Annotated in this window: 22 protein-coding genes; 8 read left to right on the forward strand and 14 right to left on the reverse strand. The window is 66.9% G+C overall.

Annotated features, from left to right (window positions below):
• The first annotated feature begins 1 nt into the window (after position 1).
• On the forward strand, positions 2–559 hold the full coding sequence (locus AC5P5R_RS03120) for a TetR/AcrR family transcriptional regulator (RefSeq protein WP_005409827.1): 558 nt from the start codon (positions 2–4) through the stop codon (positions 557–559).
• A gap of 637 nt (positions 560–1,196) precedes the next feature.
• Here AC5P5R_RS03120 and AC5P5R_RS03125 read toward each other — a convergent pair.
• On the reverse strand, positions 1,197–2,078 hold the full coding sequence (locus AC5P5R_RS03125; RefSeq protein ID WP_060381200.1) for an AraC family transcriptional regulator: 882 nt from the start codon (positions 2,076–2,078) through the stop codon (positions 1,197–1,199).
• Between the two features lie 106 nt (positions 2,079–2,184).
• On the opposite strand from AC5P5R_RS03125, the gene AC5P5R_RS03130 reads away from it, so the two are divergent.
• On the forward strand, positions 2,185–2,721 hold the full coding sequence (locus tag AC5P5R_RS03130; protein ID WP_060381199.1) for a carboxymuconolactone decarboxylase family protein: 537 nt from the start codon (positions 2,185–2,187) through the stop codon (positions 2,719–2,721).
• A 757-nt stretch (positions 2,722–3,478) separates the two neighbouring features.
• Here AC5P5R_RS03130 and fdhD read toward each other — a convergent pair.
• Positions 3,479–4,318, reverse strand: coding sequence for a formate dehydrogenase accessory sulfurtransferase FdhD (gene fdhD, locus AC5P5R_RS03135; protein ID WP_043033358.1), 840 nt, complete (start codon positions 4,316–4,318; stop codon positions 3,479–3,481).
• Positions 4,319–4,562: 244 nt separating this feature from the next.
• On the opposite strand from fdhD, the gene AC5P5R_RS03140 reads away from it, so the two are divergent.
• Positions 4,563–6,845 (forward strand): FdhF/YdeP family oxidoreductase, encoded by a 2,283-nt coding sequence (locus AC5P5R_RS03140; protein ID WP_060380217.1) that lies wholly within the window; start codon positions 4,563–4,565, stop codon positions 6,843–6,845.
• Positions 6,846–6,863: 18 nt separating this feature from the next.
• Here the strand turns inward: AC5P5R_RS03140 and AC5P5R_RS03145 are convergent, their stop codons facing one another.
• Complete coding sequence (locus tag AC5P5R_RS03145; RefSeq protein ID WP_224119215.1) at positions 6,864–7,880, reverse strand: DUF4034 domain-containing protein; 1,017 nt, start codon at positions 7,878–7,880, stop codon at positions 6,864–6,866.
• Positions 7,881–8,517: 637 nt separating this feature from the next.
• Here AC5P5R_RS03145 and AC5P5R_RS03150 point away from each other — a divergent pair.
• The gene (locus AC5P5R_RS03150) at positions 8,518–9,054 is read left to right on the forward strand and encodes a DUF411 domain-containing protein (RefSeq protein ID WP_080334748.1); all 537 of its coding nucleotides are present in this window, start codon (positions 8,518–8,520) and stop codon (positions 9,052–9,054) included.
• 122 nt (positions 9,055–9,176) lie between these two features.
• Here AC5P5R_RS03150 and blaL1 read toward each other — a convergent pair whose 3' ends face one another.
• The 4 genes from blaL1 to AC5P5R_RS03170 form a co-directional block, all read right to left on the reverse strand.
• Positions 9,177–10,049, reverse strand: coding sequence for a L1 family subclass B3 metallo-beta-lactamase (gene blaL1, locus AC5P5R_RS03155; protein WP_043033597.1), 873 nt, complete (start codon positions 10,047–10,049; stop codon positions 9,177–9,179).
• Between the two features lie 95 nt (positions 10,050–10,144).
• Positions 10,145–12,574: a TonB-dependent receptor gene (locus AC5P5R_RS03160; RefSeq protein ID WP_043033361.1), complete on the reverse strand. Its 2,430-nt coding sequence runs from the start codon at positions 12,572–12,574 to the stop codon at positions 10,145–10,147.
• A gap of 71 nt (positions 12,575–12,645) precedes the next feature.
• On the reverse strand, positions 12,646–13,497 hold the full coding sequence (locus AC5P5R_RS03165; RefSeq protein WP_049395957.1) for a FecR family protein: 852 nt from the start codon (positions 13,495–13,497) through the stop codon (positions 12,646–12,648).
• A complete protein-coding gene (locus AC5P5R_RS03170) occupies positions 13,494–14,018 on the reverse strand; it encodes an RNA polymerase sigma factor (protein ID WP_012480387.1) in 525 nt (174 codons plus the stop codon). Before AC5P5R_RS03170 ends, AC5P5R_RS03165 begins: the two co-directional genes overlap by 4 nt.
• Positions 14,019–14,221: 203 nt before the next feature.
• Here AC5P5R_RS03170 and AC5P5R_RS03175 point away from each other — a divergent pair, with 203 nt between their 5' ends.
• From AC5P5R_RS03175 to AC5P5R_RS03190, 4 genes are all read left to right on the forward strand, one after another.
• Positions 14,222–14,488 carry a hypothetical protein gene (locus AC5P5R_RS03175; RefSeq protein WP_005409816.1) on the forward strand — a complete coding sequence of 89 codons (267 nt, stop codon included), beginning with the start codon at positions 14,222–14,224 and terminating at the stop codon, positions 14,486–14,488.
• Between the two features lie 9 nt (positions 14,489–14,497).
• Entirely contained in the window at positions 14,498–15,670 is a 1,173-nt protein-coding gene (locus AC5P5R_RS03180; RefSeq protein ID WP_005409815.1) for a low temperature requirement protein A, read from the forward strand.
• 87 nt (positions 15,671–15,757) lie between these two features.
• Complete coding sequence (locus tag AC5P5R_RS03185; protein ID WP_012480385.1) at positions 15,758–16,192, forward strand: EamA family transporter; 435 nt, start codon at positions 15,758–15,760, stop codon at positions 16,190–16,192.
• Between the two features lie 33 nt (positions 16,193–16,225).
• Complete coding sequence (locus AC5P5R_RS03190) at positions 16,226–16,618, forward strand: DUF3224 domain-containing protein (protein WP_005409813.1); 393 nt, start codon at positions 16,226–16,228, stop codon at positions 16,616–16,618.
• Here the strand turns inward: AC5P5R_RS03190 and AC5P5R_RS03195 are convergent.
• The 7 genes from AC5P5R_RS03195 to pip form a co-directional block, all read right to left on the reverse strand.
• Entirely contained in the window at positions 16,615–17,130 is a 516-nt protein-coding gene (locus AC5P5R_RS03195) for a DUF1697 domain-containing protein (RefSeq protein WP_099498296.1), read from the reverse strand. The two genes, AC5P5R_RS03190 and AC5P5R_RS03195, sit on opposite strands and share 4 nt — an antisense overlap.
• Positions 17,127–17,768: a response regulator transcription factor gene (locus AC5P5R_RS03200; RefSeq protein ID WP_012480382.1), complete on the reverse strand. Its 642-nt coding sequence runs from the start codon at positions 17,766–17,768 to the stop codon at positions 17,127–17,129. Before AC5P5R_RS03200 ends, AC5P5R_RS03195 begins: the two co-directional genes overlap by 4 nt.
• Positions 17,761–18,816 (reverse strand): sensor histidine kinase, encoded by a 1,056-nt coding sequence (locus AC5P5R_RS03205; protein ID WP_100438718.1) that lies wholly within the window; start codon positions 18,814–18,816, stop codon positions 17,761–17,763. The genes AC5P5R_RS03200 and AC5P5R_RS03205 overlap by 8 nt, the downstream gene beginning before the upstream one ends.
• Positions 18,817–19,128: 312 nt before the next feature.
• On the reverse strand, positions 19,129–19,866 hold the full coding sequence (locus AC5P5R_RS03210; protein ID WP_049448085.1) for an MgtC/SapB family protein: 738 nt from the start codon (positions 19,864–19,866) through the stop codon (positions 19,129–19,131).
• A gap of 31 nt (positions 19,867–19,897) precedes the next feature.
• Positions 19,898–22,657, reverse strand: a complete 2,760-nt coding sequence (gene mgtA, locus AC5P5R_RS03215) for a magnesium-translocating P-type ATPase (RefSeq protein ID WP_099498295.1) — start codon at positions 22,655–22,657, stop codon at positions 19,898–19,900.
• A gap of 63 nt (positions 22,658–22,720) precedes the next feature.
• Positions 22,721–23,020 (reverse strand): hypothetical protein, encoded by a 300-nt coding sequence (locus AC5P5R_RS03220; RefSeq protein ID WP_005409807.1) that lies wholly within the window; start codon positions 23,018–23,020, stop codon positions 22,721–22,723.
• Between the two features lie 424 nt (positions 23,021–23,444).
• Positions 23,445–24,392, reverse strand: a complete 948-nt coding sequence (gene pip, locus AC5P5R_RS03225) for a prolyl aminopeptidase (protein ID WP_043033599.1) — start codon at positions 24,390–24,392, stop codon at positions 23,445–23,447.
• Positions 24,393–24,429: the final 37 nt, after the last annotated feature.

A 24,429-nucleotide genomic window follows, 5' to 3' on the forward strand; every position in this document is an offset into this window, starting at 1 on the left:
AATGAGAACCAGCAAGCGCGACCGCATCCTCGACGCCGCCGTCAACGTGATCAATCGTGACGGCGTGCGTGCGGTGACCTTCGAGTCGGTGGCGGCCGAGGCCAAGCTGACCCGCGGCGGCCTGCTGTACCACTTCCCGTCGCGCGAGGCACTGCTGCGCGGCATCGACGAGCACCTGGTGCAGGCCTGGGAAACGTCGATGGAAACGCTGCTGGGCAAGCGCGCGGATGAAGCGACGGCACTGGAGCGTTACCAGACCTTCGTGCGTGTCTCGGCGCAGAGTGCCACCCGTGCCGAACTGATGTTCATGCTCGAATCGGCGGACCCGGACGCCGATGAGCGTCCGTGGGGACCGGCGGTGCGGCGCTGGGCACCATCCGCGCCGGAGGCCGGGAATGTCGATCCGACGACGCTCGACAATTTCGTGGCGCGACTGGCCGCCGATGGCCTGTGGATCTACGAGGCGATGTACGAAGGCCAGCTGGACGAAGGCGTGCGCGCCCGTGTTGCCGAGCGCATCGCCGGGTTGTTGGCGAAGTCTGACGGAACGTCCAGTTGAGCGGCCAGCCGGCGCGCAGACATCGCCCGTGGTAGAGCCGACCGCTGGTCGGCTGCCCTTCGGTCAGGCCACGAAAATGCCGCTTCGGTAGAGTCGACTGTCAGTCGACTGCTCTTCAATCAGACAACGAAAATCCCGCGCTTCGCGCGATAGTCGACTGACAGTCGACTCTACCCCTCGCGCGTCTGCCCAGCCTGGCCCCCAGCCGCTTGCGGAACGCCTTCGACAGCGAGAATGACGGAACCGTCCAGTTGAGCGGCCAGCCGGCGCGCAGACATCGCCCGTGGTAGAGTCGACTGTCAGTCGACTGCCCTTCGGTCAGACAACGAAAATCCCGCGCTTCGCGCGACAGTCGACTGACAGTCGACTCTACCCCTCGCGCGTCTGCCCAGCCTGGCCCCCAGCCGCTTGCGGAACGCCTTCGACAGCGAGAATGACGGAACGTCCAGTTGAGCGGCCAGCCGGCGCGCAGACATCGCCCGTGGTAGAGCCGACCGCTGGTCGGCTGCCCTTCGGTCAGGCCCCGAAAATGCGCTTCGGTAGAGTCGACTGTCAGTCGACTGCTCTTCGGTCAGACAACGAAAACCCCGCGCTTCGCGCGACAGTCGACTGACAGTCGACTCTACCCCTCGCGCGTCTACCCAGCCTGCGCGGCGCTCGCGACCAGCCACGCCCTCGGCGACGCTCCCAGCCGCTTGCGGAACGCCTTCGACAGGGAGGCGGTATCGGCAAACCCCACCTCGATCGCCACCTGCTTGACCGCCACGCCGGCCCGCAGCTGCGCGCAGGCCAGGCTCAGCCGCCAGTCCAGCAGATAAGCGGCCGGCGTCGCCTGCATCACCTCCTTGAACACGGCCGCGAACGCGCTGCGCGACATGCCGGCAGTCGCAGCCATCCGGGGCAGCGTCCATTCGTCCTGCGGCGCCTGGTGCATCGCCACCAGCGTACGGGCCAGCCGCGCATCGGACAGCCCGCGCATCAGCCCATGGCTGACGCCCGCCGCATCCGGGTGGTCCACCACCCAGCGCAGGATCTGGATCAGCGCCACCTCGAACAGGCGGTTGGTCAGCAGCCGGGAACCGCAGCGCTGGCGATCGGCCTCGGCGAACAGCAGGTGCAGGGTGTCATCCAGTTCGCCGATCGCCGCCAGCGGCACCACCATCACCGGTGGCAGCGACTGCACGATCGGATTGCGCGCGCCGCCATCGAAGTCCAGCGTGGCGCAGGTGAAATCCGGGCCATCCAGCGGTGCGTTGAAGAACACATGGTGCAGCGGCTGCGGATACAGCAGAAGGCTGGGTGTGTCGATCTTCAACCGGGGCAGCGCGATATCGCCCCCGGGATGACGGACCTCCATTTCACCCTGGCGCAGGATGTGCAGGAAGGCACGACCGGGCTGCGGCTCGAAGACGTGGCGCCCGCACAGCGGACCACTGTGGAACAGCGCGGCCTGCACCCGGAAGCGTTCCAGCAGGGAGGAGAGGCGGTCGGGTGCGGAAGTGTCGGCGGACACGTTCATGGATGAATGGACAACATTTGTGGTTTATTGCGCCTGATTCGTCCGGGGAGTCTACCTAGGATGAGCGGGTCGTCCAATTCCGGGCGCTTTCCCAAGGAGATCCACCATGTCCCGTGTCCCCCTGATCGATGCCGCCAATACCACCGGCGACCGTCAGGCCCTGCTGGGCCAGGTCCACGCCGCCTTCGGTGCCACCCCGGCCATGTTCCGTGCCGTGGCCAACTCGCCAGCCGCCCTGCAGAGCATGTGGGGTTCGTTCGGCGCGCTGGGCGGCGGTCGTCTGTCGCCGCTGCTGGGTGAGCAGATCGCCGTCGCCATCGCCAACCGCAACGCCTGCGAGTACTGCCTGGCCGCGCACACCGCGCTGGGCCGCAAGGCCGGTGCCAGCAGCGAGCAGATGGCCGCCGCGCAGATCGGCCAGTCCAGCGATCCGGCCACCTCGGCGGCATTGGACTTCGCGCTGAAGGTGGTCGAGCAGCGTGCGCAGATTGCCGATGGCGATGTGCAGGCGCTGCGTGAGGCTGGCTTCGATGATGAGCAGATCGTTGAGATCCTCGCCCACGTCGCGCTCAACCTGTTCACCAACTACGTCAACGTAGCATTCGACGTGCCGGTGGACTTCCCGAAGGTCGCGCTGCGCTGAGATCTGGCCTGGCCCGGGTGGCAGCGGGCCGCCCGGGCCGGTCTGAATGGAGCCGACCGGGTAGAGTCGACTGTCAGTCGACTATCGCGCGCAGCGCGGGGTTTTCGGGGGGTCTGAACGAAGAGCAGTCGACTGACAGTCGACTCTACAACGTAGCGTTCGACGTCCCGGTGGACTTCCCGAAGGTCGCGTTGCGCTGAGACCTGGCCTGGCCCGGGTGGCAGTGGTCGCCCGGGCCGGTCTGAATGGAGCCGACCGGGTAGAGTCGACTGTCAGTCGACTATCGCGCGCAGCGCGGGGTTTCGGGGGTCTGAACGAAGAGCAGTCGACTGACAGTCGACTCTACAACGCAGCGTTTGACGTGCCGGTGGACTTCCCGAAGGTCGCGCTGCGCTGAGACCTGGCCTGGCCCGGGTGGCAGCGGTCGCCCGGGCCGGTCTGAATGAAGCCGACCGGGTAGAGTCGACTGTCAGTCGACTATCGCGCGCAGCGCGGGGTTTTCGGGGGGTCTGAACGAAGAGCAGTCGACTCTACAACGCAGCGTTTGACGTGCCGGTGGACTTCCCAAACGTGGCGTTGCGCTGAGATCTGGCCTGGCCCGGGTGGCAGTGGTCGCCCGGGCCGGTCTGGATGGAGCCGACCGGGTAGAGTCGACTGTCAGTCGACTATCGCGCGCATCGCGGGGTTTTCGGGGGTCTGAACGAAGAGCAGTCGACTGACAGTCGACTCTACCCAGTCGACGACTACCCAGTCGATGCTACTTGTCGTCTGCCTGCAGCCGCTCGGGATGGGTATACACATTGAACCCGCTCTCCCGTGCGAACCCGACCAGGCACAGGCCGGCGCTGCGGGCCAGGTCGATCGCCAGCGCGGTCGGCGCCGAAACCGCCGCCAGCACGCTGGCTCCCGCACGCGCTGCCTTGCTCACCATTTCGTAGCTGGCGCGGCTGGAAATCACCAGCAACCCACCGTCGATGGCGTGCTCGTTGTGATGCAGGGCGCCGATCAGCTTGTCCAGTGCATTGTGGCGACCCACGTCCTCGCGTACCCAACCGATGCGCCCACTGGCGTCGGCCCAGGCCGCGGCGTGGATCGAACCGCTTGCCGCATTCATCGGCTGGTGCTGCGCCAAGGTCGCCACCGCCCGCTGCAGGGCGGTGGCGGAATAGCTGCGGCGTTCGCGGATCTGCGGCAGCGGTCGCAGCACTTCCTCCAGCTGGCGCGTGCCGCACAGGCCGCAGCCACCACGGCCGGGCAGCAGGCGCCCATTGGCGGGGTCCAGGCCGGCACCGGGTGCCTCCTCGGCCACGGTCATCTGCAGTTCGATGCCTTCCAGCTGTGGGCGGATGTCGATCGACAGCAGCTGCGAGGGCGTAGCAATCAGTCCCTCGCTGAGCGAGAACCCAAGCGCAAAGTCCTCCAGGTCGCAGGGCGTGGCCATCATCACCGCGAAGGCGGCGTCGTTGTAACGCAGCGCCACCGGCACTTCCTCGGCCACCACGTCGACCAGGGGCTGTCGCCCCTCGCTGCGCCAGCGCTGCAACGGGCGCTGGGCCGTGCCGGCAGGCGGGGCGTGCGGTGGGGTCGAATCAGGCATGCAGCGCGTCCGGACAAGGGAGATACGCAGGTGGTGGACCACCCACGCCATCGAGAATAGCGCAGTGGCCATGCGCTGACGCAGGTGTAACCGTTGTCATGGCAGGCTGCGCTGAAAACAGCGCGCACCCACTGGCGAAGCCGTGCAGGCCGTGTTTGACTGTGGGGCTGGCTGTGCGTCCGAAAGCGCCGCCGGACCGCGTTGTGCCCATTGTTGCCGCGTTCCTCCCGTCAGGTTCCCGAACATGTCCGAGCAGAAGCCGCCGCGTTACAAGGCCTACAACCAGCCCGCCGGTGGTTGGGGTGCCGCCGGAGCCACCGCCAAGGTGCTGCTGCAGCAGAGTGTGATCGGCAAGGGGTCGAAGGCGTTGCTGGCGATGAACCAGCCCGGTGGCTTCAAGTGCCCCAGCTGCGCCTTCCCCGATGCCGACGAACGCAAGAAGCTGGAGTTCTGCGAGAACGGCGCGAAGGCACTGGCCTGGGAAGCCACCCAGTTCCGTGCCGGTCGTGAGCTGTTCGCCCGGCATACCGTTACCGAGCTGATGGCGCAGACCGACTACTGGCTGGAGATGCAGGGCCGGTTGACCGAGCCGATGCGCTACGACGCGGCCACCGATCACTACGTGCCGTGCAGCTGGGACGATGCCTTCGCACTGATCGGCCGCCACCTGCAGGCGCTGGACAGCCCGCACCAGGCCGAGTTCTATACCTCCGGACGCACGCCCAACGAAGCGGCGTTCCTGTATTCGATCTTCGTGCGCGAGTTCGGCACCAATAATTTTCCGGACTGCTCGAACATGTGCCACGAGCCGACCAGCCGCGGCCTGCCGCCGGCCATCGGGGTGGGCAAGGGCACCATCGTGCTGCAGGATTTCGAGCACGCCGAGGCGATCTTCGTGATCGGCCAGAACACCGGCACCAATTCACCGCGGATGATGAGCAACCTGGTCGAGGCGCGCAAACGCGGCATTCCGATCGTGGCGGTCAACCCGATGCCCGAGCGCGCGCTGATCCGCTTCGCCGAGCCGCAGGACATGGTGCAGATGGCCACGTTCGGTTCGACCGAGATCACCAGCGAGTTCGTGCACATCCGCATCGGCGGCGACCTGGCCCTGATCAAGGGCATGATGAAGGTGATGTTCGAGCGCGAGGCGCAGGGTGAGCGTGTGCTCGACCATGCATTCCTCGCCGAACACACGGTGGGCCTCGAGGCGCTGCGCGAAGAAGTGATGGCGCAGGACTGGGACGAGATCGTGCAGGTGTCCGGCATTTCGCAGGCGCAGATCCGTCGCTGTGCGGAGATCTACATCCGCTCCAATGCCACCGTGATCTGCTACGGCATGGGGCTGACCCAGCACCAGTACGGCTCGCGCCTGCTGCAGCAGGTCGCCAACCTGCTGTTGCTGCGTGGCAACTTCGGCAAGCCCGGTGCTGGCATCGGGCCGATCCGGGGCCATTCCAATGTGCAGGGCGACCGCACCGTCGGCATCGACGAGAAGCCCAAGCCGGCCTATCTCGACCGCGTGCAGCAGGTGTTCGGCTTCGACCCGCCGCGTGAGCATGGCCACCATGTGGTCGAATCCATCGAGGCGATGCTGGACGGCAGCGCCAGGGTGTTCATCGGCCTGGGTGGCAACTTCATTCATGCCGTGCCCGATACGCCGCGCGCGTACGAGGCAATGCGTGGGCTGGACCTGACCGTGGGCATCGCCACCAAGCTCAACCGTGGGCACCTGGTTCATGGCCGCGATGCGCTGATCCTGCCGGTGGTGGCGCGCTCGGAGCGCATCGTCACGCCGGCCGGCGAGCAGTTCGTCACCATCGAAGACGCGATGTCCAATGTGACCGCCTCGCGCGGCGTGCTCGAACCGGTCAGCGCCGATGTGTTGCCCGAGGTCGAAATCGTCTGCCGCATGGCGCTGGCCACACTGCCCGACAGCAGGGTTGACTGGGCCGGCTGCATGCACGACTACGCACCCATCCGCGAGCTGATTGCTGCGGTGTATCCGGAGATCTACACCGGCTTCAACGAGCGCATCCGGCAGCCACACGGTTTCCATCTGGACATTCCGCCGCGCCGCCGGGTGTGGCCCACGCCGAATGGCAAGGCCAACATCCTGGTAATGCCCGGCCTGGACGTGGACGACCCCGTACATGACCCGGACATGCTGCGGTTGGCCACGGTGCGCTCGCACGATCAGTACAACACCACCATCTACAGCTACAACGACCGCTACCGCGGCGTGTACAACGATCGCATGGTGCTGTTCATGAACATCGAGGACCGGCTGGCGCGCGGGCTGGACAAGGAAGCGCGGGTCAGCCTGGAGACGATCAGCGCTGATGGCGTGCAGCGGCGCGTCGAGGGCCTGACCGTGCTGGACTACCCGATGCCGCGCGGCGCGCTGGCCGGCTACTACCCCGAACTGAACCCGTTGTTGCCGCTGGACTACTACGACCGCCTCAGCGGCACGCCGGCGGCCAAGTCGATCCCGGTGCGGATGCGGGCGATGGCGGCGGTCGCCTAGCAGTGGATGAATCCAGTCCTATGGGCCTTCGGCATGTGGGTTGGGTTCATCCAGAGCAAAGGAGCAACGGAAATAGTTGGCCGTATCCCGCCAAGCGCCAACGATCGGTTCCTGGATCTGCGCCAGCAGTTCACGGGCCTTGACGGGATCATTGGCCTGGCAGGCGAAGTACGCGAATGATTGCAGGTTCCATGGCGAGGGATAACGTGACAGCACGTCTTCGAAGCCGCGTTTCATGGTCGGCCAGTTCACTTTCGAATCGGTGAACAAACGGTCCTCGTACTCCCGCTGCGAGGCGACCCAGTAGATGCGGGCGTACAGCATGTATTGGTCCTGCGGTGGGGCCGCGGCCATGACCCTGCGAGCATAGGCTTCCAGGCCAGCCGGATCGCCGCCCCACTTCGGAGCGAAATAGCGCACGGCAGCAAAGTAGAGCGGGAAGTAGCCCGGATAGCGCGCGATGCCTTCGTCATGCAATGCGAAGAAGCGGTCTGCATCCCAACTCTGTTCGATCGCCCGGTGTTCCATCGACTCGTACCAGTACGGGTCCGTGCTGGCGATGTCCTTGTATTTCAGCAGGTAGTCAACGGCCTGCTGCTGCAGCGCCTTGAACGGTGCCCAGTCCTCTTCCTTCACCGTATTTGCATAGCCGGGGCCGCGGATGCTCCAGCCTTGGCGGCTGAGCATCTCAGCCATGGCCAGGCGCGCCGACGGCGACCTGGGGTAGCGCGAGATCCACGCCTGCACGAGCTTCTCGCGACCCTGCCAGTAGGCCGGGTCACGGTTGCTCATGCTGAAGGCATAGCCGATGCCTACGTAGTACGCCGAAAGCTTCCAGACACCACTGCTGAAGTAGCGATCCGTATCCCGGTAACGACTGGCGAGTTGCTCCAGTCTGGCGAAATCCTGCTTCTCCAGCAGTTGCTGTGCCTGCCGGGAGACTTCAGCGCGTTCGCTTGCTTCATCTTCGCTTGGTTCTTCGGCGTGGGTGATGGTCGCGCACGACAACAGCAGCACCACAAGCAGTGTTCGCATGAATCCATTCATGAGGGAAACTCCGTGTCGGGGACAGGGGCAGGGGCGTGGCAATGCAGGGTGGCACGATTGCCATCTCGCCATAGCAAGGGGCGTCGCGCAAGTCGACCGCGTGGTTGTCAAGCTGTCAGGGTCGTTGCCAGCCCACTGAGGGCGCCTGCATCGGCTATCATCGGCGGGTGAACCTGCCTGGCCTGCTGCTGCGTTGGATGCTGCTTGTCGCCCTGGTGCTGAATGCACCGGCGCTGGCGCTTGCCTCGTCTTCGTACGGCGGATCGGCCAATCAGGATCACTGCGCTGCACCGCACGCGGCCGCGATGGCGGCAGCCGGCTGCTGCGATGATACGGCCCCGGCGGCCTGCCAGAGCGGTGAGTGTGAATGCCCGCCGGCCTGTCTTGGCATGCTGGCCACGTTGAGCGGAACGCTAGCCTCGCCGTGGCGCGAGGCGCCTGTAGCCGCCCGTTCCCAGCAACGCGCATCGCCGCCGATGCCGGACCCGTTGCGTCCCCCCATCGTGTGATTTCCTGCAGGCGCTCAAGCGCCTGCCATGGCTGCTCGACTTTTTCTCGACTCTGCCCGCGCCTTCGATGCGCGGGCGGCGGGCTACGTTGCCCGCCTCTGCAAAGGAATCACTCAATGAACCGTACTCTCTCCCTCGGCCTGCTGCTGGGCACCGTGCTGGCCACGACCGCCTGCGCTCGTGCCGCCGAAGAATCCTCCGCGGCACCGGTCGCCAGCGAAGCACCGGCACCGGCCCAGGCCAGCCCGTCCAAGATCGATCCAGCCTTGCCGGTCGCCATCGTGCACAAGACCGCCAGCTGCGGTTGCTGCGGCATCTGGGTCGACCACCTGAAGGCCGCCGGCTTCCAGGTCGATGTGCGCGACGCCGACGACATGAACCCGATCAAGGTCCGCCTGGGTGTGCCGGTCGGCAAGGCGTCCTGCCATACCGCCGAGATCGGCGGTTACGTGGTCGAGGGTCACATCCCGGCCGAGGACATCAAGCGCCTGCTGGCCGAACGCCCGGCCGCGCGCGGGCTGGTGCTGCCCGGGATGCCGGCCGGTTCGCCGGGCATGGAAATGCCGGACGGCTACGTGCAGCCGTACACCGTCGAGCTGGTGCGCAACGATGGCATCACCGAACCGTTTGCCCAGCACCGGCAAGGTGGCTGACAGCCAGTGGTGGTGCCGGTCGGTCTGACCGGCACCTTTCCTCGCGGCCGACTTGCTCTTTGCAGAGTCGAGCCGTGCTCGACTGCTCTGCGGCTCCGTCGAGCAAGCTCGACGCTTCGGAATCAGCGGGTCCCGGCCGTTTCCCTGGCCAACTGCGCGTCGAACTTCTTCTCGGCCGCATCCGCGTAGGCGTTGCAGGTCAGTGCCTCGGCGCTGGCCTTGCTGCCGGCGGCATAGTTCCAGTTGCTGGCGCCCGGATGCGGGGTGAGCAGCAGATCGCAGGGCAGCGCCCGTACCGTTGCGAAGCTGCGCTTGTAGTCCTCGATCAAGCGCGGATAACGGGGATTGCCCTTCAGCTGGTAACCCGGTGCACTCAGGCTGTCGGCGTAGGCGATGCGCACCGGCTTCCCATCGCGGGTGTCGGTCCAAGTCCAGGCGGTGCTGCCCGGGGTGTGCCCCGGCATGAAGTGCGCGGTGAATGCGATGCCGCCCACCGTGACCACTTCGCCATCCATGATGATGCGGTCGGCGCTGGCCGGCGGATAGGTGATGCCGTCGCCAAAGTGCAGGTCGTTGCTGCCGCCGCGCGCCAGCAGCACCGCCGTTTCTGCATTGGCCGCCACATGCGCGCCGGTGCGACGCTTGAGCTCGGCGACCGGGCCGGCGTGGTCGGCATGCGCATGGCTGAGCAGGATCAATCGCAGGTCCTGCGGGGCCACGCCGCGCAGCTTCATGTTGTCCAGCAGGTGACCGGCCATCTGTGGCATGCCGCCATCCAGCAGTACTGCGCCCTCGGCGGTCTGCACCAGCAGCGCGGTCAGGTCCTCGGTGCCGATCTGCCAGGTGTGGTCGGCAACCTGCAGCGGCGCCATCGGCTGCAGCCAGGACGCATCCACGGTATAGGCCCGCAGTTGTGGCAGCGGTGCCTCGGCGGCGCTGGCGTGGACGGCCGGAAGAGCGACGGCCAGGGCGAAGGCGAGCAGGGTAAAACGCATGATCCACGTCCGCTTGAAGGAGGCCCAGAAACTAGCATGGGCCTCCTTCATCGCGTCTCGCATAGATTTCATGGCTCCCATAAGGACGCCATGGATCAGTACCGGTACTGCCATCCCAGCGTCAGCACCCGGCCGCGGCCGGAGAAATAGCTCGGGTTCGACGGCGTGGTCTGCGAGTAGTAGCTGATGTACTGCCTGTCCGCCAGGTTCTGCACGCCCAGCGTGAAGGCATGCTTGTCCAGCGTATAGCGCGCGACCAGATCCACGGTGGTGTAACCCTTGAACTCGGCCACCTGCGCGCCACGCAGGTCGAAGTCGCGGTCGAAGGCGTGACTGGCCTGCAGGCGGGTGCTCAGCTGCGGCGTCCAGCTCTGTTCCCAGAACGCAGTCAGCCGGTTCGGCGCGATGTTCACACCAGCCAGGTCGCTGTCGAGGCGACCGTCAACGTCGGCGTCGTAGCGGCCGTTGGCGCGTGCATAGCCCAGTCCGAGGCGGCTATTGCCCAACCGCAGGCGAAGGTTGCTTTCAAAGCCTTCCACGCGGGTGGCCTGGCGCTGCACCGCATAGGCATCGATGCCCGGATCGTAGATCAGCACCGAGCCCAGCTTGGATTCGGAGGTGTAGTAGGCAATGTCACCGCTGAAGCGGCCATCGTCGTACTCCAGGCCGATCTCGCGGTTGTCCGACACCACCGGTGACAGGTCGACGAGGCTGTCCACGCGTTGTCCGTCGCGGTTGATCGCGCGCAGCACGCGGCCGACGTCGGCCACGGTGTAGCCTTCCGAATACGAGGCGTAGGCGTTGAGGCGATCGTTGATGTACCAGACCGCGCCGAAGTTGGGCAGGGTCTCGCTCATGGTCGGCTTGCCGCCGGCCACCTTGCGTGCGCCGTAGCGGGGCAGGGTGGTGTAGTCACCCACTTCCAGCTCGCCCTTTTCGTAACGCAGGCCGCCGGACAGCATCAGGTGATCGGTCGGCCACCAGTGCAGCTGCAGCAGCGGTGACAGGCTCTGGTAGGTGGTCTGCGGCACCCAGTTCATGCCACTGGCCAGCAGCACCTGGTGGGTGCGGTCGCGCAGGCCGTCCAGGCCCAGGGTCACGTCCAGCGTGGTGTCGGCGATGCGGCTCCAGCTCTGGGTCAGCTTGAAGCCGCGCTTGTCCGATTCGTTCTGGGTCTGGTCCCAGGCGGCATTGGCGCCGGTGTTGCCCCAAGGATCCCATTGGCTGGCACCGTAGCGGCCTTCGAAATCGACCGCGAAGGCCTGCGCCTGGAAACGGCCGCCGAGCAGGTCGGCGGCGCTGTAGTCCACCGTCAGCGAACGCGAGCGGTTCATCGGCGGATCGAGCGGCGTATCGCCGGGAACCGAAATGGTCGGGCGACCGGTCCGGTAGTCACCGTTGATGGCCAGGTAGTTGTCCAGCCCGCGCAGTTCATAGCGGTTGGCCATGACCTGCAGGCGGTGGCCGTCGGCAATGTTCCAGCCCAGCTTGGCGAATACGTTCGATGAGGTCGAGTCCATCAGCTCGCCCTGCGCGTTGGTGCCGATCGATCGGCCCTCGCCGTCGTGGTACAGGCCCTGCTTCTCATAGGCCAGGCCGGCGACCAGGTCGAACTGCTCGCCGCGCACGCCCACCAGGGCCGAGCCGCGCTGGCCATTGTCGTCGTGGCGGCTGGGCAGGGCAGCGCTGTAGCTGACATTGGTGTCGAGCAGGAACGCACCCGGCTCACTGGGCGCACTGCGGGTGATGATGTTGACGATGCCGCCGGTACCGCCGATGCCCTGCAGCGCGTTGGCACCGTGGATGACCTCGATGCGTTCGATCATCGCCGGGTCGATGGTGTGCGAATCACGCGAGCCATCGCGCAGCGGCGTGGACTGCGGCACGCCGTCGACCATGTACAGGATGCCGCGGCCGCGCATGGTTTCGCCGTAGTTGGACATCTTCTCGCGCGCCGGGGCAAACGCCGGGATCTGCGACGACAGCACCCGCGACACATCCGAGCCCAATGCCAGCTGCTGGGCGATGTCCTCGCGGGTCAGCACCGTGATGGTATTGGGCATGGCGGTCTCGCCCTGCGGCATGCGCGCGGTCGAGGCCGAGACCGTGACGCGGGCCAGCGACGTCGTCGAGGCGGATGACGGCGCCGATGATGCGGCCTGGGCCGGGATGCGCGGCTTCGCCGGCGCTGGCGCGGCACTCACCACGAACACCCCTGGCGAACGTTCCTGCATCGCCAGGCCTTGGCCTGCCAGCAGCCGCTGCAGGGCCTCACGCGGGGTGTAGCGGCCATCAACAGCCGGGGCGCTGCGGCCGCTCACGCTGTCGGCGGCGAACAGCAGCTGGATGCCACTCTGCCGCGCCAGCGCAGTGAGCGAGGCCTGCAACGGGCCGGCCGGCAGGTGCAGCTCGACGGGCGCGGATGCAGCGGTCTGCGCAGTGGCGGGCAGGGCCGCACAGAGGCAGGCAGCGAGCAGGGTAGGGGCCAGCCGGCGCAGGGCGGCAGGCGGAACAGGGCGGGTCATGCGGGGGTCCTTCGGAAGGGTTCAAGCACTTGCCGGATGGGACGACGCGCAACCCACCCTCGGTGTGGCATTCAATCGCGGGCGCGCAGATGCAGGCTGCCATCGGAAGCGGTGTGCACCTGTACCGGCAGGATCTCGGGCAGCAGCGCGAGTACGGTTTCGGCGCGGTCGGCATCGAAGACGCCTGACACCTGCAGCGGCCCCAGTACCGGGTCGTCCAGCACGATGGGACGGTCGTGATAGCGCTGCAGGATGCGCAGCACCTCGGCCAACGGCATGCGGTCGAACTGCAACCGCCCACGGGTCCAGTCGGCTCGATCCGGGTCCACCGCTTCCGGCGGAGACAACGATCCTGGCTGGGCCAGCACACGCTGCCCCGGCTTCAGGCGCTGCTCGGCGCCCCCGCCGTCCACACGCACGCCCACCTCGCCGCGCCACAGGGTTACCTCGCTGAGGCTACCCTGCCGGTCAACGTCGAACACCGTGCCGTAGTTGCGCACATGCACCGCCCCGGCCTCGACCTCGAACGGGCGCCAGGTCGAGTGCCGCACCTGGAAACGGGCCTGGCCCTGCACCAGCACCACCTGCCGCGAGCGGATGTGCCTGCGAACCTGCAGATGGGTACCGGCGTCGAGCAGCAGATGGCTGCCATCGGGCAGGCGGATGCCGCGGCGTTCGCCCACCGCGCTCCGATAGTCGTGCACCTGCCATGCCGGGTCGGCAATGAACACGCCCGTGGCCGTGATCAGCAGCAGCGGCAGGACGATCTTCGCCGCACGTCCACCGCGACGACGCTGCAGCGCATCCGCGCTGGGCATGGGGAAGCGTTCCTTCAGGGCATCGCGATGCTGGTCCAGCACCTGGTCGGTGGTTGCGGGTTGGACCGGCGGTTGCGGTGTGGACGGCGGCGGTTGTGGGCTCATCGCAGGCCAGCCGACCGTTGGCAATCGACCATGGCCAGGCGCAGGTGGCGCTCCACCGCCTTCTGGCCGATACCCATGCGGCGGGCAACCTCAGCCTGTGGCAGTTCGTGGATCTTGTGCAGGATGAAGACCTGCTGGCGGCGGCAGGGCATGCGTTCGATGGTGGCGCCCAATCGTTGCAGTGCCTGTTGTCCCTGCGCCTGCTGCTCAGGCCCGGGGCGCGGGCAGGCGTCATCGGGCAGCTCGGCACGCGCCTCCACCCAGTGCCGGCGCAGATCCTCGGCGCGGCAGCGATCCACCGCCGTATCGTGCGCGATCCGCCGCAGCAGCGCGATGGGTTGCCGTGCATCGTAGGCGGCCGGGCGTTCCAGCAGGCGCACGCAGACATCGTGCACCACCTCACGAGCCAAACCCGGCGAGCGGAAACGGCGGCGCAGGTACTCCACCAGTTCCTCGTAATGGCGCACCAGCGAGGACACCAGCGGCAGCGCGGGAGGGGGTAGGGAAGGCAGCTGGGACATCCGGACCGGAAGCAAGGGCAAGGGGCGCGCGCGGGGGAGGGCATCCCTGCGCGATGACGCAATACTAATGGGAACCGTTCGCGTTTGTCATGTGGGCGCGGGTCGGGGATTGTTCGTCGGAACTGGAAAGTGAAACCACGATCATCGTCTGGAGCGCAGAATCGGCCGCGGCTAGCCTGCAAGCAGGCTCAAGGAGATGGACCATGCACGTGCTTCTGGTGATGGTGGGTGGGGTGTTGTTGTTGGGGGTATTCCTGCTCTTCGGGCGGCTGTGGAGCGTAGGCCAGTCACAGTTGCCCACGGCCCTGCTCGCGTTCATCGCCACCTGGCTGCTGGTGACGCTGGCCAACATGTGGGTGGGCGTGAGCAAGGCGGACTACGCCGTGCGGGAAGAACTGCCGATCCTGCTGCTGGTGTTCGCGGTGCCGGCCCTGCTGGCTGGACTGCTGTACTGGCGACTGGCGCGCTGAAGGACGGCCATGAGCACACGACTGAGACCGCCTGCCCTGCGCCAGCGCGATGGCCACCACGCCCGCGTGACCTACGAAGAGCTGTTCTTTGATCTGGTCTACGTCTTTGCGGTTACCCAGCTCAGCCACCATCTGCTGCATCACCTGGACCTGATCGGGGTGATGCAGACGCTGGTGCTGTGGTTCGCGGTCTGGCTGGGCTGGCAGTACGCCTGCTGGGTCAGCAACTGGTTCGATCCCGAGGCGCCACGCATCCGCAGCCTGCTGTTCGTCACCATGTTGCTGGCGCTGTTGATGTCCTCGTCCATTCCCGAGGCCTTCGCTGAACGCGCCTGGGTCTTCGCGGGGGCGTACGCCACCATGCAGGTCGGGCGCACGGCGTTCGTGCTGCTGGAGGTCGGTCGCAGCCATCCGTTGGCGCCCAATTTCCGACGCATGCTGGCGTGGGTGAGCGTGTCGGCCTGCTTCTGGCTGGCGGGCGCCGCCGCCGAGGGCAATCTGCGCCTGGCGTTGTGGGCGGTGGCGGTGGCCTGCGAATACATCTCGCCGATGTTCGGTTTCGCGTTTCCGGGCCTGGGCCGGTCGCACACCCGCGAGTGGACCATCGAAGGCGGGCACCTGGCCGAGCGTTGCCAGCTGTTCGTCATCGTCGCACTCGGCGAGACGCTGCTGGCTACCGGTGGCGTGCTCAGCGAGGTCGAGCAGTGGAGTGCTGCGGTGGTGTCTGCGGTGCTCGCCACCTTCGCCGGCACCATCGCCATGTGGTGGCTGTATTTCGGCATCTCCAGCCGCGACGCCACCGCGGCGATCACCCATTCCGAGGACCCCGGGCGGATGGGCGCCAATTTCCACTACGTGCATGCGCTGCTGATCGCCGGCATCATCGCCACCGCGGTGGGCAACGACCTGGTGATGGATCACCCGGAAGCGGCGGTGACCCCGGTCTACGCCACGGTGCTGGTAGCGGGGCCGTTGATCTATCTGCTGGGCAGCGCCTTGTACAAGCGCATTGTGTACGGGCGCGCCCCGTATTCGCATCTGATCGGTGCCGTGGCGCTGGTCGTGTTGGGCGTGGTCTTGCCGCACACCCATCTGCTGGCCGCTGGCTGGTTGACCAGTGCGGTGCTGCTGGCCGTGGGGTTGATGGATACGCGGTTGAAGCGTCGCCTGAAGCGGGCGTGATCCGCACGCGTCGCTGCCGTGCTTGCGCGGGCGGGCAATGGGAGTAGCGTGGGCAGTGGGTGCTCTGGGAACCGGGAGTGGCGCAGCATGCAGAACGTTCCGCAGTGGCTGGTCTGGGCCGGCCTGTCAGCCTGTTTCGCCGCGCTGACCGCGCTGTTCGCCAAGGTGGGCGTCAAGGGCGTCGACTCGGATCTGGCCATGGCCATCCGCACCCTGGTGGTGGCGGCGGTGATCCTGCCGCTGGTGGTGGTCACCGGCAAGTGGTCCAATCCGTTGCTGCTGCCCGGGCGCACGCAGCTGTTCCTGGTGCTGTCGGCGCTGGCCACGGGTGCGTCGTGGCTGTTCTACTTCCGCGCGCTGCAGAGTGGTGAGCTGGCCAAGGTGGCAGTGGTCGACAAATTCAGCGTGGGGCTGGTGATCGTGCTCGCCTATCTGTTGCTGGGTGAACGTCCGACCCTGCGGGAATGGAGCGGCATCGGCCTGGTGCTGGCCGGGGTGATCGTACTGGCGACGAAGAAGTAGCAGCGTTCAAACCCATCGACGAGGGAGAGCAGGATGCAGGGCGAAGCGCGCGGTACCTTTGAAGTGAACCTGCTGCCGATCAGTGGCAACGACGGCCCGATCGGGGTGATGTCGATCGACAAGGTCTTCCATGGTGACCTGCAGGGCAGCAGTGTCGGCCAGATGCTGGCCTTCCGCAGCCCGGTGCAGGGCTCGGCCGGCTACGTGGCGATGGAGCGGGTGACGGCCACGCTGGCCGGGCGCCACGGTGGGTTCACCCTGCAGCACAACGGCTTGATGACCCGTGGCACGCCGCAGCTGAGCGTGGTGGTGGTACCCGATTCCGGCAGCGACGGGCTGCTCGGCCTGGCCGGCACGCTGGAGATCACCATCAGCGAGGGCCGCCATGACTACCGGTTGCTCTACAGCCTTCCGGAAGAACCCTAGCGGAGTTCCGCTGCCATCGTCGCGAGCCGGGCGACGGTGTTGAGGTTGCGCGCCGTGCCCTGTGCCGCGCCGGGAATGCGCAGGCGCGAGTCGGCCATGCCGGCGCCGTAGTGGATGAAGATCTCGCGCGTGCCGAGTGCGAGCTGTTCGTCGCGCCGGCCGGTCAAGCCGTCCAGCGGGTCGGCGGGCAGGCTGCCGTCGAGGAACAGGGCGACCACACGGTTGCCGGCCGCCTGCGCAAACGGATTGCGTGCCACCACGCCGGCAATCTCGTTGGCCGAGCGCACCAGCACGCCCACCGGCTTGCCGGCATAGGCCTGGAGCCGCTGGCCGAGGGCCTGGCGCACGCCTGTTTCGTCGAGCGAGCTGCGCAACACCACGTTGCCGCTGGCGATGTACGTGCGGACATCGGCGAAGCCTGCGTCCTCACACATCGCCACCAGTTCGCGCATCGGCAGCTTGCCGGTGCCGCCGACGTTGACCGCGCGCAGCAAGGCGACGTGGACGTTCATGGCGTCCCCGCCTGCAGGCGGTCATACATGCGTACCAGGTCAACCAGGGTGCGCGCGCCCATCTTGCGCATCACCTGCGCGCGGCGCACCTTCACCGTGATCTCGCTCACCCCGAGGTCGCCGGCGATCTGCTTGTTGAGCCGGCCGCGTACCACGCCATCGACCACCTCGCGCTCGCCGGCGTTGAGGGTGTCCCAGCGCAGTTGCAGCGCGCCGAGTGCCTCGCCGTCGCGGCGGCGCTGGCGGTCGATCTCGATGCCCTTGTGGATGGCATCGAGCAGCTCCTGGTCACGGAAGGGCTTGGTCAGGAACTCGATGGCACCGTCCTTGATCGCGTTGACGCCCATCGCGATGTCGCCGTGGCCGGTGATGAATACCACCGGCAGCTGCAGGCCGAGGCTGCCCATCGTGCGATGGAACTCCAGCCCACTCTGGCCGGGCATGCGCACGTCCAGCACCAGGCACGCTGGCGCGTCTTCCAGGTCGTGTTCGAGGAAGGCCTGGGTGGAGGTGAAGGCCCGCACCTGCAGGCCCATCGAGGCCAGCAGGTCTTCCAGTGCGGCGCGCACCGACGGGTCGTCGTCGACCACGTAGACGATGGGCGCTGGATCGATGGCTGGGGCAGCGGGCTTACGCATGTTGAACGTCCGAGGCAATGGGCAGGTCGAACACGAAGCAGGCACCGCCGCCTGCTGGTCGTTCGGCGCGGATCTGGCCGTCATTGGCTTCGATCATCGAACGGCTCAGGCTGAGGCCCAGGCCGAGCCCATGTGATTTGGTGGTCCAGAATGCATCGAATACTCGCTCGGGATGATCGGCGGGCAGGCCGACACCACGGTCGCGCACGCTGAGACTGACCCGCTGACCGTCACGCCGGGTCAGCAGCGACAGTCGCCGGTCCGCAGCAGGGACTGGCTCCATCGCGTCCACCGCATTGAGGATCAGGTTGCCGATCACCTGCTGCACCTGCACGCGGTCGGCGTGTACCGGCGGCAGGTCGGCGTCCAGCAGCAGCGCCACCGCCACGCCGTGCTGGTCCAGCTCGCTGCGCGACAGCGCCAGCATTTCCTCCACCGCCTGATTCAGGTCGAAGGCGCGTCGTTCCGGTGCCGCGCCCTGGGTCAGGCCGCGGATGCGGGCGATCACGTCACCGGCGCGGTGCGCGTCGGCCAGGATGCGGGCCACGGTCTGCCGGGCCTTGTCCACGTTCGGAGGGTCCTGTGCCAGCCAGCGCTGGCAGGCTTCGGCGCTGCTGGCGATGGCGGCCAGTGGCTGGTTGACTTCATGGGCGATGGAGGTGGTGAGCTCGCCTACGGTGGAGGCGCGTGCCACCCTGAGCAGGCGGCCCTGCGCTTCCTGCACGGCGGCCTTGGCCGCTTCCATGTTCAGGGCGAGATAGGTGGTGATGCCGATCACCAGCATGCCGATCACCGAGTTGACCAGGCCGATGCGGTAGGTGCCGAAGCGGGTCAGGAAGAAGCTGAGGGCGGTCAGCGCGATGCAGGCGATGGCCAGGGTGATCAGCCCGCGCGCGCTCAGCACGCGCGACGCCGCGAGGATGACCGCTGCGTAGAAGCAGGCCGCAGCGACGGCGTAATCGGTGACGGTGTCGATCAGGAAGATCGCCGCCATCACGACGATCAGGGCCAGCAGCACCAGCGGGCGGCGGGGCGACAGCGATGGCATCGGGACGGCTCCCTGACGTGGGGTGAAAGGATAGCAAAGCCGCCATCGGCAGATGCCGATCTTGGTCGGCAGGCTCTTGTGCTGTGGGTGCCGACCGTTGGTCGGCACAAGCCAGAACGATGCCTGGTAGTGCCGGCCGCTGGCCGGCAACTGCACGGTGTTGCCGGAGCTCATGAGGTTGCCGGCCAGCGGCCGGACTACCGCAGGGATGGACACGGTCTCTGAAGGTTCTGTGCCGACCAACGGTCGGCACCCACCAAAGCGATGCACGGTGCGTCCGGGGATCATGGGGTTGCCGGCCAGCGGCCGGCACTACTCCTCCAGGCTGGCGTTCCAGAACCCCTGCAGCACGCCGGGCGTGGTCGCCAGCGTCGCCAGTACCGCATCCAGTTCGCCGGCATCCACCGTGGTGGCATACAGCACCGCTTCGATCTCCACGTCGCGCTCGCCGAACGGGCGCTGGTCCACCGCGCGCACCGGGTACTGTGCCTGCTCAAGCAGCAGCAACAGCTGGTCCAGCACCTCGGCCTGCTGCTCGCGCTGGCAGACCACGTTGATCGCATAGGTCGCCTCGCTGAACGCTTCCGGCAGTGGCTGCCGCTGGATGCGGTTCACCACCGGCCGCAGCAGGGTGTTGGCGGCCAGCACGAAGACGGCGGCTAGGACCGCTTCCGGCAGCAGCTTGATACCTGCACATGCTCCCACCGCTGCCGATCCCCACAGGGTGGCGGCGGTGTTCAGGCCGGACACCTGCGCGCCGTCCTTCATGATCGCGCCGGCGCCGAGGAAGCCGACGCCGGAGATCACATAGGCCACCACATGCAGCGGCGAGGGTGGTCCGCCATACAGGTCATGGAAGCGCACGGCCAGGTCGACGAACACCGCCGCGCCCACCGCCACCAGCGTATTGGTACGCAGGCCGGCGGTGCGTTGGCGCAGCTGCCGTTCCAGGCCGATGGCCGTGCCCAGCACGAACGCCACCGACAGGCTGATCAGCGAACTCAGGGTTGCGCCGGCGTTGAACGCCGGCAGGTTCGGATTGATGTCCATTGTGATTCTCCCTGGACAAGGCGGCGGGCGCTTACTGCCAGCCGTAACGACGGATGTAGAACCGCTTCAGCGCAGTGGTCAGCACCGCATAGCCGAACAGGATCGCCACCAGGAACGGCCAGTAGCCGGCCGGCAGCGCCTGCAGCTTGAAGTAGCCGGCCAGCGGGCTCATCGGCAGGGCCACGCCAATGGCCATGATCAGGCCGGTCATCAGCAGCAGTGGAGGCGCGGCGATGCTCTGCAGGAACGGCAGCTTCGGCGTACGGATCATGTGCACGATCAGGGTCTGGGTGAGCAGGCCGACCACGAACCAGCCGGACTGGAACAGGCCCTGGTCGGCCGGCGTGCGCGCATCGAACACGTACCACATCAGCGCGAAACAGGTCAGGTCGAAGATCGAGCTGATCGGCCCGAAGAACACCATGAAGCGGCCGATGTCCGCCGGGTTCCACTTCAGTGGCTTGCGCACCAGCTCCTCGTCCACGTTGTCGAACGGGATGGCGATCTGCGAGATGTCGTACAGCAGATTCTGCACCAGCAGCTGCAGCGGCAGCATCGGCAGGAACGGCAGGAAGGCCGAGGCCACCAGCACCGAGAACACATTGCCGAAGTTGGAACTGGCGGTCATGCGGATGTATTTCAGCATGTTGTTGAACGTGCGCCGGCCCTGGATGACGCCTTCTTCCAGCACCATCAGGTTCTTTTCCAGCAGGATGATGTCGGCCGCCTCCTTGGCGATGTCCACCGCGCTGTCCACGCTGATGCCGATGTCGGCTGCGCGCAGCGCCGGTGCATCGTTGATGCCGTCGCCGAGGAAGCCGACCACCTTGCCCTGCGCGCGCAGCTCGCGTACCAGCCGCTCCTTGTGCAGCGGCGTCAGCCGGGCAAACACGCGATGGTGGTGCAGCGCCCGCGACAGCGCGCCGTCGTCCATGCGCTCGATCTGCGGGCCGGTCAGGATGGTGTCCGCGTCCAGCCCCACCTGTGCGCAGACACGGGCGGTCACCAGTTCGTTGTCGCCAGTGAAGACCTTGACCTCGACACCGTGTGCGGTCAGCGCCTGCAGCGCCTGCGCAGCGGACTCCTTCGGCGGGTCCAGGAAGGCCACGTAGCCGACCAGGGTCAGCCCGCACTCGTCCGCTTGCGAGTAGGCGCTCTGACTGGCCGCGGTCTCCTTCATCGCCACCGCCACCACGCGCAGGCCCTGCTCGTTCAGTTCCTCGGTGGTCTGCCGCACGCGGGCCAGGCGGTGCTCGTCCAGTGGCATGTCCTGGCCGTTCTCGCGAACGGTGCTGCACACCGCCAGCATCTCTTCCACCGCGCCCTTGCAGATCAGCTCATGGTGGTCCTCGCGCTCGGACACCACCACCGACATGCGGCGGCGCTCGAAATCGAACGGGATCTCATCCACCTTGTGGTAGTCCTGCGACAGCCGCAGCGAACTCTGCAGCTCCACGTGCTCCAGCACCGCGCGATCCAGGAGGTTGATCAGCCCGGTCTGGAAGTGGCTGTTGAGGTAAGCGAACTTCAGCACGTCTTCCGAATCGTGGCCGAACACATCGGTGTGACGCTCCAGTGCGATCCTATCCTGGGTGAGGGTGCCGGTCTTGTCGGTGCACAGCACTTCCATGGCGCCGAAGTTCTGGATCGCATCCAGGCGCTTGACGATCACCTTGCGCCGCGACAGCAGCACCGCACCCTTGGCCAGGGTGGAGGTGACGATCATCGGCAGCATCTCCGGGGTCAGGCCCACCGCCACCGACAGCGCGAACAGAAACGCCTCGGTCCAGTCACCCTTGGTCCAGCCGTTGATCAGCAGCACGAACGGCACCATCACCAGCGCGAAGCGGATCAGCAGCCAGCTGACACTGTTGACGCCGGCCTGGAATGCGGTCGGCGCACGGTCGGTGGCGGCGCTGCGCTGGGCCAACGTGCCGAAGTAGGTGCGGTTGCCGGTGGCCAGCACCACGGCGGTGGCCGTTCCGGACACCACATTGGTGCCCATGAACAGCAGGTTGTGCTGTTCCAGCAGGCCGGCCAGGCCGTCGCCCGGGTGCGCGAACTTCTCTACCGGCAGCGATTCGCCGGTCATCGCGGCCTGGGCGACGAACAGGTCCTTGGCGGTCAGCACGCGGCAATCGGCCGGAATCATGTCGCCTGCCGACAGCACGATGTGGTCGCCGGGCACCAGCTCACGGATCGGCAGGTCCAGCAGGCGCGCCGGACGGCGGCTGTGCAGGTGCGCACCGAAGTACTGGTCAGCCACATCGGCGGCTTCGGTACCCGGATTGCGGCGCAGCACGCGTGCGGTATTACCGACCAGTGCCTTCAGTCGTTCGGCGGCACGGTTCGAACGCCCCTCCTGCACGAAGCGGATCAGCGTGGACAGCAGCACCATCGCACCGATCACCACGGTGGCCTTGATGTCCTCGGTCAGCCAGGACACCGCCGCCAGCACGGTCAGCAGCAGATTGAACGGATTGCGGTAGCACTGCCACAGGTGCCGCCACCACGGCAGCGGCTTTTCGTGATCCACCTCGTTGGGGCCAAGCGTGGCCAGCCGTTCCTCGGCCTCATGCGGGCTGAGGCCGTCGGCGTGCGATTCCAGCGTGGCCAGCAGCTCGGCTTCCTCCTGCTGGGCGAGGGTGACCAGGCCGGTGGTAAGCGCGAACGGCGCAGCTTCGGCGCTGCCCGGGCCGAATCCAGCTTCGGGCATCGCACGGCGGCGGAACAGGTTGCCTGCGCGACGGCTGCGCAGGAAGGCATTGAACCAGGCGTTGAGCAGGCTCATGGGACTCTCCTCGAATGTCAGAGCCGGCCGCGGCCGGAACACGAACGGAACGGTTGGAACAGGTCAGGCGTGGCGCATCGCCAGCACCGCCGGCGACCACGGCTGCATGTGCAGGCGCTGGCTGCCGCCGATGCACAGCGGCTTCATGGCATCGCGCAGGGGGTAGGGCAGATGACGCAGCACGGTGATGCGCTCGCTGATCGGCAGCAGCGACAGCGCATCGGCCACCACGCGCGGCGAACCGAGCGACAGCGAACGGGCGAACATCACGGGGCCGTGTTGCAACAGTTGGCTGCGCAGGCCGGCAACATCGCGCTCGCCGATCAGGCGGCGCAGGGTGATGTAGAGGATCTTGTAGGACATGGGGGCGATCTCCAGGCAAGCGGCGCCTGGCGGTCCCCCGTCACTCAGGCAGGCAGGGACCGGCGGGCAGGCGCCAGGAACAGGCGGATTGCGGGCATCGGGGGCGCGGTGCGCCCGGCAGGGTCGGGGTCCATCTGCGTCTCCAGGAGGGGAGGGTGCCGGCCAGGATTGCCCTGGCCAATGGCGCTATTGTCCGCCCCTGAATGGGGCTGGCCTAGAGGCTCGTGGGTTAGCTGGGCTATACCTTGGTATTGCCGGGTGGTGTGACTGGCACCTGATACCCGGCCCCGTAGAGTCGACTGTGAATCGACTATCGCGCGCAGCGCGGGCCTCGAAGCAGTGTCGCCAACTGCAGTCGACTCACAGTCGACGCTACTACCTCGCACGGTGGGATGCCGGCCAGCGGCCGGCACTACCCACCTGTTCAGAAGCGGTCGGCAAAGGCATCTGTCGCGCGCACGAGCGCATCGACCGTGGCCGGCTCGTTGGCGCTGTGGCCGGAGGTCACCATCTCCAGGCGCGCTTCCGGCCACGCCTTGGCCAGGTCCCACGCGCTGCGCGGCGGACAGATGATGTCGTAGCGTCCCTGCACGATCACGCCGGGCAGGTGGCGGATGCGATCAATGTTGCGCAGCAGCTGGTCCGGTTCCAGGAAGATGCCGTTGCGGAAGTAGTGCGCTTCGATGCGGGCCTTGGCCAGCGTATCCAGCGGATCATCGGTGGATTGCGCATCCACGTCGTGCTGCAGGGTGGCGGCGTTGTCTTCCCAGCCCAGCCAGGCCTGCGCGGCTTCGACGCGGGTTGCCTCATCCGGGCCATCCATGCGCGTCCAGTAGGCCGCAATCATGTCGCCACGTTCGGCGTGCGGAATATAGGCCTGATAGCGGTCCCAGCGCTCCGGGAAGATCCAGCGCGCACCCCCATCGGCCTCGGCGAACCAGCGGTTCTCCATTTCGCGGCCGAGGAACACGCCACGCACGATCAGGCCGGTGGCGCGCTCGGGATGCGCCTGCGCGTAGGCCAGTGACAGGGTCGAACCCCAGGAGCCGCCATAGACCAGCCAGCGTTCGATGCCCAGATGCTCACGCACCTTCTCGATATCGGCCACCAGGTCCTGCGTAGTGTTGTCGCGCAGCTCGCCGAACGGCGTGGAACGGCCGCTGCCGCGCTGGTCGATCAACACGATGCGGTAGCGCGTCGGGTCGAAGAAGCGGCGATGGGTCGGCGAGATACCGGCGCCCGGGCCGCCGTGCAGGTACACCACCGGAATGCCCTCGGGCGTGCCGCACTCTTCTACATGTAGCGTGTGCAGATCGCTCACCTTCAGGGTGAACTCGCGGTAGGGTTCGATGGCGGGGTACAGGGTGCGCATGGCGGGCATCTCACAAGCAGGGTGGCCAGCATAGCGC

Source organism: Stenotrophomonas sp. YJH_SMC_19 (assembly GCF_059367915.1).

Excerpts from the sequence above, each read along its gene's own strand:
- fdhD (WP_043033358.1), bottom strand. The coding sequence starts at position 4,318 with ATGCCTGATTCGACCCCACCGCACGCCCCGCCTGCCGGCACGGCCCAG.
- AC5P5R_RS03220 (WP_005409807.1), bottom strand. The coding sequence starts at position 23,020 with ATGTCCTACAAGATCCTCTACATCACCCTGCGCCGCCTGATCGGCGAG.
- pip (WP_043033599.1), bottom strand. The coding sequence starts at position 24,392 with ATGCGCACCCTGTACCCCGCCATCGAACCCTACCGCGAGTTCACCCTG.
- AC5P5R_RS03180 (WP_005409815.1), top strand. The coding sequence starts at position 14,498 with ATGAGCACACGACTGAGACCGCCTGCCCTGCGCCAGCGCGATGGCCAC.
- AC5P5R_RS03205 (WP_100438718.1), bottom strand. The coding sequence starts at position 18,816 with ATGCCATCGCTGTCGCCCCGCCGCCCGCTGGTGCTGCTGGCCCTGATC.
- AC5P5R_RS03120 (WP_005409827.1), top strand. The coding sequence starts at position 2 with ATGAGAACCAGCAAGCGCGACCGCATCCTCGACGCCGCCGTCAACGTG.
- AC5P5R_RS03140 (WP_060380217.1), top strand. The coding sequence starts at position 4,563 with ATGTCCGAGCAGAAGCCGCCGCGTTACAAGGCCTACAACCAGCCCGCC.
- AC5P5R_RS03130 (WP_060381199.1), top strand. The coding sequence starts at position 2,185 with ATGTCCCGTGTCCCCCTGATCGATGCCGCCAATACCACCGGCGACCGT.
- AC5P5R_RS03170 (WP_012480387.1), bottom strand. The coding sequence starts at position 14,018 with ATGTCCCAGCTGCCTTCCCTACCCCCTCCCGCGCTGCCGCTGGTGTCC.
- AC5P5R_RS03125 (WP_060381200.1), bottom strand. The coding sequence starts at position 2,078 with ATGAACGTGTCCGCCGACACTTCCGCACCCGACCGCCTCTCCTCCCTG.
- AC5P5R_RS03200 (WP_012480382.1), bottom strand. The coding sequence starts at position 17,768 with ATGCGTAAGCCCGCTGCCCCAGCCATCGATCCAGCGCCCATCGTCTAC.
- AC5P5R_RS03185 (WP_012480385.1), top strand. The coding sequence starts at position 15,758 with ATGCAGAACGTTCCGCAGTGGCTGGTCTGGGCCGGCCTGTCAGCCTGT.
- mgtA (WP_099498295.1), bottom strand. The coding sequence starts at position 22,657 with ATGAGCCTGCTCAACGCCTGGTTCAATGCCTTCCTGCGCAGCCGTCGC.
- blaL1 (WP_043033597.1), bottom strand. The coding sequence starts at position 10,049 with ATGCGTTTTACCCTGCTCGCCTTCGCCCTGGCCGTCGCTCTTCCGGCC.
- AC5P5R_RS03190 (WP_005409813.1), top strand. The coding sequence starts at position 16,226 with ATGCAGGGCGAAGCGCGCGGTACCTTTGAAGTGAACCTGCTGCCGATC.
- AC5P5R_RS03145 (WP_224119215.1), bottom strand. The coding sequence starts at position 7,880 with ATGCGAACACTGCTTGTGGTGCTGCTGTTGTCGTGCGCGACCATCACC.
- AC5P5R_RS03195 (WP_099498296.1), bottom strand. The coding sequence starts at position 17,130 with ATGAACGTCCACGTCGCCTTGCTGCGCGCGGTCAACGTCGGCGGCACC.
- AC5P5R_RS03210 (WP_049448085.1), bottom strand. The coding sequence starts at position 19,866 with ATGGACATCAATCCGAACCTGCCGGCGTTCAACGCCGGCGCAACCCTG.
- AC5P5R_RS03160 (WP_043033361.1), bottom strand. The coding sequence starts at position 12,574 with ATGACCCGCCCTGTTCCGCCTGCCGCCCTGCGCCGGCTGGCCCCTACC.
- AC5P5R_RS03175 (WP_005409816.1), top strand. The coding sequence starts at position 14,222 with ATGCACGTGCTTCTGGTGATGGTGGGTGGGGTGTTGTTGTTGGGGGTA.
- AC5P5R_RS03150 (WP_080334748.1), top strand. The coding sequence starts at position 8,518 with ATGAACCGTACTCTCTCCCTCGGCCTGCTGCTGGGCACCGTGCTGGCC.
- AC5P5R_RS03165 (WP_049395957.1), bottom strand. The coding sequence starts at position 13,497 with ATGAGCCCACAACCGCCGCCGTCCACACCGCAACCGCCGGTCCAACCC.